A 12,847-nucleotide genomic window follows, 5' to 3' on the forward strand; every position below is an offset into this window, starting at 1 on the left:
GTTTATTCTTTCGTAATGACTTCGTCCAGATTCAACATCGTATTGGCCGTTACGGTCAGGGCGGCCAGTTGCGGAGTCGCATCAGGACAACCCGCAATCTTCTTTATGTCGTCGGGCTCCTGCTGGTATTGCTGTTCTGTGGTACGATACAACCGGGCCAGCACCGCGAGTTTTTTAGGCGACAAGTCCCTCAGCATAATCCGCCGGAAACCCGCCTGAATCTGCTGCTCGGGCGACCGACCGTTTTTCTGCATGTACTCAGCCAACCGTTGTGCGGCCTCAATGTATACCGGATCATTAAGCGTAACGAGTGCCTGTAACGGCGTGTTAGTCCGTAGCCGCCGAAGCTGGCAGAACTCCCGGCTGGGGCTGTCGAATGTGATCATGGAAGGGTACGGGGCCGTTCGCTTCCAATACGTGTACAGGGCCCGGCGATACCGATCGTCGCCCTCGCTCAATTTCCACGCTTCGCCGTTATAAGGTGATTGCCAGATGCCATCGGGTTGCGGAGGCATTACGCTTGGTCCGTACATTTTCAGACTCAATAACCCACTGACAGCCAGCATCTGATCGCGTACCTGTTCGGCCGACAGGCGAACCCGTGGGCCCCGCGCCAGCAGCCGGTTAAACGGATCTTTGGCCAGCAGTTCGGGCGACGCTTCTGACTGTTGCTGATACGTAGCCGACATGACCATTCGTTTCAGCAGTTTTTTTATGCTCCAGCGGTCGGTTTCCATGAACTCAACGGCCAGGTAGTCCAGCAGTTCGCGGTGGGTTGGCTGGATGCCCTGGGTACCCATGTCCTCGACCGTCTCGACAATGCCCGTTCCAAAAAGCTGCTCCCAGAAACGGTTGACGGCCACCCTGGCCGTCAGGGGATGATCGCGGGTCACCATCCACCTGGCCAGACCCAATCGGTTGCGGGGCATATCGGGGCTCAGAGCCGGCATTGACTTCGGCACATCGGGCTTGACCTCTTTACCTTTCACCATCCAGTTGCCACGTTCAAATACGTGAGTTTTTCGAATCAGGTCGCCGGTTCCGTCGTACATGATCGGCGTCTGGTCGGTGTCTTTATTAAGCAGGTCAACGTACTGTTGTTCCTGCGGACCGATTGCATCCGCAGGCTGACCGGGTAATGCCGACTGGAAAGCTACCCACTTGATCATCACCCATTTCTTCGGCTCTTTAGGGCTATTGAGCGTTACAAACAGGTTATGCCGCCCTTGAATTGACGGAATTGGAAAGAGTTGAACCGAGTCTTTCCATTCGCTGCCGGTTTTGGGTACGGAAGTGGTCAGCAACACCGGACCATTCAGGCTGTCTTTATGCACCGTAACAACTGCGTCGGGAGCACCGGTCCCCCACGCAATCAGCAGGCGGTTTTTGCCTGTGAGCGTTACGTTCCTGATCCGGGCCGAACCCAGGTGTTGAACCCCGAAATACTTTGCATCAAGCAGCGACGCGTTGACGTACTGGTCGAAGTCGTGGGAGTTGACTTTTGGCTCCATCACGCGCAGGAACCGTTCGTATTCGGTTGCTTTCTGGCGAGGAAGCTGCGTCGTTAACCAGCGCTTCATGTCCAGGACCGCTACGGAGTCCTTTTCTTTATAGAAACGCAGTGTCGGTGTTTCGCTGACGATGTCCTCGTCGCGGCTGTTGTTAAAAAACGCCAGGTATTTATAGTACTCGTCGTTGACGAACGGATCGTAGGGGTGGCTGTGACATTGCACGCACGAGAAGGTTGTGCCATGCCAGACGTCCCAGGTTGTATTAACGCGGTCGAGAACGGCGGCAATGCGAAATTCTTCATCCTGCGTTCCGCCTTCGTCGTTGTTCATCGTGTTGCGGTGAAAACCGGTCGCAATGAGCTGGTCGTCGGTAGGCTGGGGGAGGAGATCGCCGGCCAGTTGCTCAATCGTGAACTGATCGAAGGGTTTGTCCTGATTAAACGCCTTGATCAACCAGTCGCGGTACCACCAGATCTTCCGGCCGGCATCCCGTTCATACCCCTTGGTGTCAGCATAGCGGGCCAGATCGAGCCACATACCGGCCCACTTTTCGCCATAGGCCGATGACGCCATAAGTCGGTCAACTACGTTTTCGTAGGCGTTGGGCGATGTGTCCTTCACAAAATCGGCCATCTCCTGCTCGGTTGGTGGCAGCCCCGTCAGGTCCAGCGATACGCGCCGGAGCAGCGTTGGACGATCAGCTATCGGCGAAGGTTTCATCCCTTCGGCTTTCAGCTTGTCCAGCATAAAATGGTCTATTTCGTTCCTGACCCATTTTGTTTCATCACTCTCGGCTAGGCCAAGGCGACTCCAGAACGTACCGACGTTGGGAACGTCCGGCTTTTCAATACGCTGGTATGCCCAGTGATCACCCCATTCGGCACCCTGGTTAATCCAATCGCGAAGCAGGTCAATTTCGTTTTCTTTGAGAGGAGGGTGATCGAGCGGCATCCGCTCGTCGGGGTCGGTCAGGGTCAGCCGCCGGATCATCTCACTACCGTCGGCATCGCCGGGAATGATGGCGGGCTTACCTGATTTGGTGGGAGCCAGCGCTTCGTGCTTGAACAGCAGCGAAAAACCCCCGGCCTTCTTAACACCCCCGTGGCAGGCTATGCAGTTCTTGTTCAGAAGCGGTTTTATCTGAGTATTATAATCGACCTGCCCCCCGAACATACCGAGAAACGACGAAGAGATTAACCCGATCGCCACAATCCCTACCCCAACGACTACCAACTTGAGTTTCATAGTGCGCACCCTGACAACTGGCTTACGTATAAAAGACTCGGCACCCTGTTTTTTAACCTGATTTCCAACCGCGAGAACGTCACTTGCTGAGAACTAGCTGACAAGAAACCGGATGCAGGGCGTTATTGTACAAATCGCATCTCTTATTTTAACAAACGAAGATAGGGTGTAAGTCGTTCATCAGCAATCAGATTGCCGGTTAACGAACGCGAATTTCGACCCGGGCAGTGTCGTCTTCGCCATTGGTGGTGCCATTGCCGGGTGTCGAATCGGGGTCTGGTACACCGGCAGCCGTAATTTGAGCCGGACACACCAGACGGCCCGCCTGGGTAGCTCTGGCGCGAAAACGTAATGAATACGTTGTTTTAGGGGCCAGGCTGCTTATACCGCCCGACACCGTTCCGGCACCAGGTGCCATGTCGCTGCTCGATTCGAAAACCAGGCCGGCGGGCAAATAGGCCGTTACATTCAGGAGAGTGGCTGTATGACCGCCGAGATTTGTCAGCGTCAGGGTATAGGTCAGCGTATCGTTCAGCGCAATTGACTGGCGGCTGGCCGATATAGCAAGTTGTACGTCGGCTTTGTTCGGGTCAGGAGCTGGCTGGTTACTAACCACGGCTGGTAAAGGTGCCTGGTTTGGATTGGGCGATGCGTAAACGGCTGAGCTTGTTTCGCGGGTGCGGAAACTTAGCTCCGCAGAATCGTCCTGCCCATCGGCGGTGCCTGTATCCGGCTGGCTGTCAGGGTCAATGTTGCCGGTCTGAGCAATCTCGGCGGCATTGCGGTACGTACCGGCGGCAGTCGGTCGGGCTACAAAATTGAACATAACCGATTTGCCGCTATCCAGACCGGCGACGGTGCCGGTCAGTACACCATCGGCGAGGGTTAGCCCGGAAGTCGACAGAACAGCGAGGTTTGCCGGTAGTCGATCGCGAACCGTTACGTTAACTGCACGCTTGGGTCCAGCGTTCTGAAGCAGCAATGTAAACGTAGTCTGATCGCCGGTGCCGGGCGTTCGATTGCTGACGGATAGCGTCAGGTTCAGGTCAGCCGGTCCAGCCGTAGCGGGCGGTGTACCGAGTCGGAACAGGTTGGACGGTACGGCCGGTAACCAGGGTGAAGTGGCGACCACCCGAAGCTGAAAACGGCCTGAGGTCAAATTGCCGGGTAACTGAACAGCCACGGGGCTGCTTGGTCCGGAGCCAAGGGTGGCCTTGTAGTTCCCGACAGAATCAAGCAACTGAACCTGCCATTGGTTATCGGCTGCAAAAGTACCCAGCGTAGCAAACGAAACCTGTAGCGTACTACCCGGCGATACGTACTCGGCAATGGTGCCGGTTACGGCAAACTGTTGCGGCAGTACGGGCTGCGCATTCTGAAAAAAGCTGTTGTCCAGGCTGTTGTTCCAGTTACGGGCAAACCGCGAAAGCCCCATTCCGGCAGGAATCGCGCTGGTGTTCTGATAATATTGGGGATGGGGCGAAGGCCGGAAGCTATTCCGGAAATGCACATCGGGCTGGCCGGCATTCCGGTTCACGATGGTGTCGTTGTAAGGCCCCTGAAATACGTTCAGGCTTGGGGTATTAATCACTTTCTGCTGTTCTGTAATCAGGTCCGGGCGTGTTACTGTGCCATCGTAGGAGACCCGCGCGACGACCCAGGGCATGTTGCGCCCACCGAAGTCCTGCCGGGATTTCTGGATAAGTGACTGGAGCCGACTGCGGTAGTCAGGAATACTACCCGAGCCAGCGTCGCCGTACTCGGCCTCGCCCTGGTGCCAGAGCACCGACCGGATACCGGCCATGGACGCATAATAACGGAGTACGTTCTTGAGGTTAGTATACGGTTGCAGATTCGGCCAGTTTTCGGCGCAATAGTAGCGGTTGCAGGTGGGAATGCCGTTGGCTGAGTTGATCCAGTTCTCGATGGTCGACGCATCCCAGCCAGCCGTATAGAACGCTACGGGTACGTTGTAGCGATTGACGATGTAGTCGCCGAGTTCGCCCCAGCCCCATGAGCTTTCCGCCATTGGGAATATCCGGCGGCTAGCGGTCAGGGCTTTGTACGTAGGAACCGGCATCGGATCTCCCGAAGAAAACAAAGATTGGGCGCCGGGTGGATAATAATGATTGATGGAGTCAATGGCGTTGACCCGGTCGGTCGCCGTACCCAGATCATTATCGGCAATGCCCAATCCCCTGGAGTTCGACTGACCGGCTGTGATGAACACCTCACCGATGCCGACGGGTTGTATAGTGGCCTGGCCGATGCTGACATTATTCCGAATTGCCCGGACAGTCAGGACGTACCAGCCCCCTGCACCGGTGACGAAGCCGAGAAACAAATTGCCGGTTGGGTTAGTCTGGATGGTTTGCCAGTCGGTAGCGGTTCCCTGGCCGACCGCAATGGGTGTTAACTGGGCCTCGACCCGATCAGCGACGCTGGTGAGTCGGCCGGCGATGTACAAACGACCGATGTTGTCGATACCCCGCTGAACAACCAGACGAGGCATGGGATGGGTTATGGTTACCTGAGCAAAACTAAAAAGGGGGAAACTGACAAACAGTAGGAACCACCTCAACGAACTGGGCATGAATGACGGAAAAATCAACCGCGAAAATAGATTAATTTCTGGTCATATCCGTATAGGGTTAAGTATGGAACAAAAGCCCGTTGTTCAGCGGCACAAAGGCGGTCTGAAATAGGTTTTGAGTAGATGGACACCCCTCGTCTGGGGTTCTGGTTATATTGTCGGTATGAAAGAGCAACTACGGAAAATTCGCTATTTTTTATTCGGACAGCATTTTTCCGATGGGGTACGTATTACGCTGGCGATCCTGATACCAGCCATGGTGCTGTCGCAGTTTGGGCTGTTTGATATCGGCCTGACAATTTCGCTGGGCGCTTTGAGTGTAAGTATTGTCGACTCGCCGGGGCCCGTTACGCACAAGCGAAATGCCATGCTTGTTTGTTGCCTGATGGCTGCGTTGGTGGCCATTATAACGGGCTTTGCCCGAATGAACACCTGGGTGTTGGGGGCTGAGATTCTGCTGCTAAGCTTCATGTTGTCCATGCTCGGCGTGTATGGCACCCGAGCTACGGCCATCGGTACGGCGGCTTTGCTCATCATGATTCTGGTCATGGACCGTCCCCTGAGCTTTATAGCTGTGTGGCGTTTTGGCGCATTGGTCCTGGCCGGTGGGCTATGGTACATGCTGATCAGCCTATCGTTTTTTCAAGTGCTACCCTACCGGGCTTCGCAGCAGGCACTTGGTGAGTGCATCCACGAGATTGCCAAACTTTTGTCTATAAAAGCTGACTTTTATTCCGTACAGACCAGCCTGGACGAAGATTATAAAAAGCTGTTTGCCCAGCAGGTGGTCGTTAGCGAAAAGCAGGACGCTGTTCGGGAGTTGCTTTTCAAAAGCCGCCAGATCGTGCAGGAATCAACCCCCACGGGTCGACGCCTGGTACTGACGTTTGTGGACGTAATGGACTTGTATGAGCAGATTGTTGCTTTTTACTACGATTACGCCGACTTGCGCGAACGGTTTGGGGCAACCGGTATCCTGGACGATATTTCCCGGATCATTCACCGTATTGCAATCGAGATGGATTACGTCGGTCTGGCCGTTCAGGCTAACCGACCGCGGCAGTCCCGGCTGGATCTGGGCCGTGATCTGGAACGGTTGAAGGGTAAGGTGGATACTATTGAAGCAACCGCTAAAGACAGCCATACCCTGGTGCTGAAAAAAATTCTGGTCAGTCTGCGGAACGTAGATCAGCGGTTGAGTAGTATCCTTCGCTACACTACCCGTTCAATTGATACACAGCCGGATGATTATGACCTGGAGTATGATCGGTTTATCACTCACCAGACCGTAAGCGTAACAACGATTCGCAATAATCTTACGCTTACTTCTTCCATCTTTCGGCATTCGGTTCGGATGAGCCTGGCGTGTCTGGTGGGGTTCATAATCGCTAAGTTGTCAGACTACGGTACGCACAGCTACTGGATTCTATTGACGATTACGGTTATCCTCAAACCGGGGTTTAGTTTGTCCAAACAGCGCAACTACGAGCGTCTGATGGGAACGCTGGCGGGTGGTGCCATCGGCGTGGCAGTGTTATTGACCATATCGAACCAGACCGTACTGTTCCTGATCATGCTGGTGCTGATGATTGGTACGTTCAGTTTTCAGCGGACTAACTACATCGTAATGGTAGTACTAATGACGCCTTACATACTGATCCTGTTTACGTTACTGGGAATGGGCGGTCTCCGCATTGTCGAAGAACGTGTTCTGGATACGCTGATCGGGTCAGCCATTGCCTTTGCGGCCAGCTATTTCCTGTTCCCTCGCTGGGAGTCGCAGCAATTGAAAGAGTTTCTGCGCGATGTTCTGAAGGCAAACCTGAATTACCTGCGCATCCTGGCCGACGGGTTATCGGGGCGTACCATTACCGAAACGGAGTATAAACTGGCCAGGAAAGATGTGTACGTCAGTTCTGCTAATCTTTCGGCGGCTTTCCAGCGCATGACGTCAGAGCCTCGCAGCAAGCAATGGCACCAGAACGAAGTGAATGAATTTGTGGTGCTGAATCACATTCTGTCTGCTAATGTGGCTACGATTGCCTCGACCCTACTGACCGAACAAACGTTGATAGGACACTCGGAAGAACTACTACGGCTGGTTCGGCGGGCAATCGTAGCGCTGGAAGAAAGCCTGCGTAAGCTGGGGTCATCCGTGGAGGCTTCGCTTTCCGACAGCTCAGCGATCGAGTTGGAGCACAAAGATTACCTATCAAAACCGACAAATGATCCATTGCTTAAAAGCCAGCTTGAATTTATTCAACGCGTCAGCTACGATATCGGTCGACTAACCGATACCATTCTTGTGTGATGAGTCTTTTACACCGGTTTGATTTCCTGCTGTCGGCGCGACTTGGTGAGCCTGCGTATCGCCAACCGTACTAACCCGTACAGAATCGTAGCGATGATCGTAAAAAAGGCAATCCATTTCAGATTAGTACAAACCAGACACATAGTCACGACCAGAGGTGATAGGTGAGGGTAGGTATTAAGTAAAACGACAACGCAAGCGTTTTCGAGCATGTCAATAGCCCAAACAACCAGCGGCAGCAGGTTAATCAAGCTGGAAGGCGATGCTGACGTTTGTCGGAATACCAGTGAGAGGACGATACAAAGCAAAAAGGTGTACACGATCGGATAAGCCAAGTCGGCTGTCAGTTCGGCTTGGGCGTAGTAAGCACGACCTTCCGCGCCATACTGAGCGATCATCTGCTCAATCACGGACGGATTTCCATTAAAAATCAGCAAGTCGAGCGGTCCAATGGCCTTTCTGGCGTATAGATTGAGTTGCGTTTCTATGTTTTTCAGGATATAGCCCGGAAACAGCGCGTATAAAACAAGGGATACCAGTAGAGTCTGCCAGGAGGCAATCCGATAGAAGAATGCAGATAGACGGTGTCGCATGGAGCCGGTAAGAGTTTGACAGCCAAAATACTAAACGACCGTACTCATCATCTGCACTTTTGAGTTTTCGGATATGGACCAGGTAAACGGGCTTTTAAAAATAAACCCCGGCAGAAGAATTTATTCTCTACCGGGGTGCACAAGTAATACTTATAGAAGCGAATTACACCTTCCCACGCAGGAAATCAGCCGTGTAATTCTGGCCTTCTGGTAGCTCTACCATCTGCTCGGGCGTACCGGTAAAGGTTACGTAGCCGCCCGCTTCGCCACCTTCCGGGCCGAGATCGATGATGTGGTCGGCGGATTTGATAACTTCCGTATTATGCTCAATAATGAGCACCGAGTCACCCTGATCGACCAGCGCGTTTATGGCTTTCAGCAGCTTACGGATGTCGTGGAAGTGCAGGCCGGTGGTGGGTTCGTCGAAAATGAACAGTGTCTGTCCCTTGTTTGGATTGCCCTTACTCAGAAACGACGCCAGCTTCACCCGCTGGGCTTCCCCACCCGAAAGCGTATTCGCCGATTGGCCCAACCCAATATAGCCCAATCCCACTTCCTGGAGCGGCATCAGTTTATCGGCCATCTTAGGTTCGGCTTTGCGGAAGAACTCGATCGCTTCGTCGACAGTCATATCCAGAATATCCGATACGTTCTTGTCGTGCAGGGTCACTTCCAGCACTTCCTGCTTGAAGCGTTTGCCGTTACAACCCTCGCATTTAAGGTAAATATCGGCCATGAACTGCATCTCGATCTTTACTTCGCCCTCGCCCTGACAGACCTCACAGCGCCCTCCATCTACGTTGAATGAGAAGTGCGACGGTTTGTAGCCACGTGCCTTCGCTATCTGCTGATCGGCCATCACCTGGCGGAGGTAGTCATACGCTTTGATGTACGTAACAGGGTTCGACCGGCTGGATTTGCCAATGGGATTCTGGTCAATCATTTCCACAGCCGCGATCCGATCAACGCTACCCTCCAGCGAGTCGTACTTGCCTGCTTCCTCGGCCGCGTCGCCTTTCAGACGGCAGAGTGCCGGGAACAGCACTTTCCGGATCAGCGTACTTTTGCCCGAGCCCGAAACGCCCGTCACGACCGTAAGCGTGTTGAGCGGGATGCGGACATCAACGTTCTTGAGGTTGTTTTCCCGAGCGCCTTTCAGCTCCAGAAAATTAGTGGCTGTCCGCCGGAACTTCGGCACCGGAATTGTTTCAGCACCAGTCAGGAAGTCAATAGTGTGGGAGCGTAGGGCCTCGCTACCGTTATCATTACCCTTTGCCCCATGCCCTGCTCCCTGCGCAATATCATCCCACGTGCCCTGAAACACTAACTGGCCGCCATTTATGCCCGCATCGGGGCCAATATCGATGAGTTGGTCGGCAGCTCGCATAACTTCCTCTTCGTGTTCAACTACGATCACGGTATTACCCATATCGCGGAGTGATTCCAAGACGCTGACCAGCCGTTGTGTATCGCGGGGGTGCAGGCCGATGCTTGGTTCGTCGAGAATATACATGGACCCTACCAGTGCCGAGCCGAGCGAGGTCGCCAGCTTGATTCGCTGGTATTCACCCCCCGACAGCGAGTTGGTCAGTCGATTCAGGGTCAGGTACCCCAGGCCCACGCGCTCCATGTAATCGAGCCGGTTCCGGATTTCGACCAGAATGCGGTTGGCAACCTGCTGCTGGTGAGCGGGCAGTTCCAGCGATCGGAAGAAAGCGCCCACCTGTGTGATCGGCATCAGCACCAGATCCGTAATCGACTTACCGGCCACCTTCACGTAGCTAGCGTCTTTGCGAAGTCGCGACCCCCGGCATTCCGGGCAGGTCGTTTTGCCCCGGTAGCGCGACAGCATCACCCGGTACTGCACCTTGAACGTCTGGCTCTCAACAAACTCAAAAAATGCGTTGAGACCGTTGAAGTATTGATTGCCTGTCCAGAGTAGCTCCTGCTGCTCTGGCGTCAGGTCTTTATAGGGCCGGTGAATGGGAAAGTCGAAACGAATGCCGTTTTTGAGCAGGGGTTTCAAAAACTCCTCACTCATCTTCTCACTCCGCCACGGCATAATGGCTCCCTCAAACACCGATAAGTTCTTGTCGGGGATAACCAGGTCCGGGTCGATACCCAGCACTTTGCCGAAGCCATCGCATCGGCGGCACGCGCCGTATGGGTTGTTGAAGGTAAAGAGATTGACACTCGGCTCTTCGAAGGCAATGCCGTCCAGTTCAAACTTATCGGAGAACGTTCGTGATTCTGCCGGACCGCCGGACCGCCCGACCACATCGACCCGGCAGATGTTGTCGCCCTCGTTGAAGGCGGTCTGCACTGAGTCCGAAAAGCGGTACTGCGTATCCTCATCGGGCTGGCCGGAATCGTCGAACAGTACGGTGCCGCGGTCAATCAGGATTTCGAGCGTAGCGCCGGAAGCCAGCGCGTTGATCTGCTCCTGCGGATGCTCCAGCAACTCCTCAATCTGAACCACCTGCCGACCCGTCGGACCGCCATCAGCAACAATCCGGGTGTAGCCCTTCTGCAACAGAATCTTCAATTCATAGTCGAGGGTCCGGCCGGGGTGGATAATCAGCGGAGCCATGATCATGACCCGCTGCGATGAACCATCCGGCTCGGGCTGGTGCTGGAAGATGAAGTTAACGACATCGGTAACGGTGTCTTTCTTTACTTCTCCGCCCGATATGGGTGAATACGTAACGCCCGCCCGCGCAAACAGCAGCTTGAGGTAGTCATAAATTTCGGTGGAGGTTCCAACCGTTGACCGGGGGTTGCGGGTCGTTACTTTCTGTTCGATGGCAATGGCCGGCGAAACCCCCTTGATGTACTCAACCTCGGGTTTTTCCATCCGGCCCAGAAACTGCCGGGCGTAGCTGCTCAGGCTTTCGACGTACATCCGCTGCCCTTCGGCAAACAACGTATCGAACGCCAGCGACGATTTGCCCGACCCCGACAGACCGGTCAGTACGACCAACTGGTTGCGGGGAATGGCAACGTCAATATTTTTAAGATTATGTACTTTCGCCCCCTTAATGATAATAAACTGCTTGGGGTCGAGGTAGTCAACGGAACGTAGGTTCTCGGTTTCCGTGGTCTGAATCATTCCGGTTCGTTAGCAAACTCTATCTAAGTTCTAACGGTTTTGATTGAAAGTTGGTTTCTATACACGAGGATGATTGCTAAGGATTACACAGAATTAACAAACAAGCACGTAGTCAGCCAACTGCGTAATCCGTGGCAACAACACTGTCGATGAGTATGGATTTCGCCGAAGAAGATATTATCCGATTGGTTGCCGCACTGTTGGTTGGCGGACTGATTGGGGCCGAACGTGAATATAACGGCAAAGCGGCCGGATTTCGGACAACGATCATGATCTGCGTCGGGTCGACTTTGTTTACGCTGGCCTCCGGGCGTATTGGCGGCAGTGGCGACCGGATTGCGGCCAATATCGTTAACGGCATCGGCTTTCTGGGCGCTGGTATTATCTATCGTGAAGCGAACCGGGTCAAAGGATTAACAACGGCCGCCACCATCTGGGCTGTATCGGCGCTTGGGATGTGCCTGGGCGGAGGCCAGTACGACATTGCCCTCATTGGCTTCGTCGTGATCATGGGCGCGTTGCTGTTGCTTAGCGGATTTTCGCGCCGGATCAGCAGGGTGAACCAAAGCCGCGATTATAAAATTGTGACGCAGTTTCGTAATAAGACGCTGATTCAGTACGAAAAGTTTTTTGAAGAATGTGGCCTGTCGCCAACCCGGCGCCAGCAACAACGGATTGGTACGGAGATGATTGGCCACTGGCACGTAGAGGGCTCTGAAAAGAACCACGAAAAGTGCATCAGGCGACTGTTGAATGACCCGGACGTAAAAGAATTCACCTTCTAAATTCGTTACTGTAAATGATTTTCAATTTTGTACAAACAACCATGAATCATATCGGAAAACTAATGTTACTCACCGCACTGCTGAGTAGCAGCGTTGCATTCGGGCAGTTGACCGAAGACCCTGAAGACCGCCGGGATCAGGGGAAAGACCCGCTCCGGACGCAAACGCCTGAAGGCCGTCCGTTGCCCTTTGGCCAGCGACTACGCTTTGGGGGAGGCATCAACGGCTTCCGGTTCGGAAATCCGTTCAGCCTGGGTGTGTCGCCAGTCGTAGCCTACCAGGCTACCGAACGGCTGCTGGTCGGCGTCGGTGGTACGTATAACTACACCCGCTATAAAGGCTATACGACGTCGGGTACTACGGTGCCTCTCGAAACATACAATCAGTTTGGAGGGCGTGGCTTTGCGATGTTTGAGATGATTCCGGCTATTCTGCCAAATCTATATGCTCACGGCGAGGTAGAAACCACGACTATTCAGGTAACGGAAAATCAAACCGGCCGTAAAGCCAGCTACGGCCTGACGGCTCCGTTGCTTGGCCTGACGTATTCGCAGCCAATTTCGCGCCGGTTCGGTATCAACCTCACGGCGCTGTACAACCTGAATTATAACCAGAATCAGTCATTGTCGCAGGCTATTTATGGTAGCCCGTTTGTGCTTCGGTTGTCGTTCTTCTAAGCGAAACGCATCTAAACGCAAAA

General features: G+C 53.9%; 7 protein-coding genes. 3 read left to right on the top strand and 4 right to left on the bottom strand.

What is annotated here, in order from left to right; genetic code table 11:
• Positions 1-2 precede the first annotated feature (2 nt).
• A complete protein-coding gene (locus tag BN8_RS27655; RefSeq protein ID WP_009285255.1) occupies positions 3-2,756 on the bottom strand; it encodes a DUF1553 domain-containing protein in 2,754 nt (917 codons plus the stop codon).
• A 199-nt stretch (positions 2,757-2,955) separates the two neighbouring features.
• On the bottom strand, positions 2,956-5,268 hold the full coding sequence (locus BN8_RS27660; RefSeq protein ID WP_229368363.1) for a sialate O-acetylesterase: 2,313 nt from the start codon (positions 5,266-5,268) through the stop codon (positions 2,956-2,958).
• Between the two features lie 244 nt (positions 5,269-5,512).
• On the opposite strand from BN8_RS27660, the gene BN8_RS27665 reads away from it, so the two are divergent.
• Positions 5,513-7,660 carry an FUSC family protein gene (locus tag BN8_RS27665; RefSeq protein WP_009285257.1) on the top strand — a complete coding sequence of 716 codons (2,148 nt, stop codon included), beginning with the start codon at positions 5,513-5,515 and terminating at the stop codon, positions 7,658-7,660.
• 8 nt (positions 7,661-7,668) lie between these two features.
• Here BN8_RS27665 and BN8_RS27670 read toward each other — a convergent pair whose 3' ends face one another.
• On the bottom strand, positions 7,669-8,253 hold the full coding sequence (locus BN8_RS27670; RefSeq protein WP_009285258.1) for a hypothetical protein: 585 nt from the start codon (positions 8,251-8,253) through the stop codon (positions 7,669-7,671).
• A gap of 163 nt (positions 8,254-8,416) precedes the next feature.
• On the bottom strand, positions 8,417-11,362 hold the full coding sequence (gene uvrA, locus BN8_RS27675) for an excinuclease ABC subunit UvrA (RefSeq protein WP_009285259.1): 2,946 nt from the start codon (positions 11,360-11,362) through the stop codon (positions 8,417-8,419).
• A 155-nt stretch (positions 11,363-11,517) separates the two neighbouring features.
• Between uvrA and BN8_RS27680 the strand changes: the two genes are divergently transcribed.
• Both BN8_RS27680 and BN8_RS27685 read left to right on the top strand, forming a co-directional pair.
• Complete coding sequence (locus BN8_RS27680) at positions 11,518-12,147, top strand: MgtC/SapB family protein (RefSeq protein WP_040006611.1); 630 nt, start codon at positions 11,518-11,520, stop codon at positions 12,145-12,147.
• 41 nt (positions 12,148-12,188) lie between these two features.
• Entirely contained in the window at positions 12,189-12,824 is a 636-nt protein-coding gene (locus BN8_RS27685; RefSeq protein ID WP_040006949.1) for a hypothetical protein, read from the top strand.
• The last annotated feature ends 23 nt before the right edge of the window (positions 12,825-12,847 follow it).

It is taken from the genome of Fibrisoma limi BUZ 3 (assembly GCF_000296815.2).
In the GTDB taxonomy this organism is placed as follows: domain Bacteria; phylum Bacteroidota; class Bacteroidia; order Cytophagales; family Spirosomataceae; genus Fibrisoma; species Fibrisoma limi.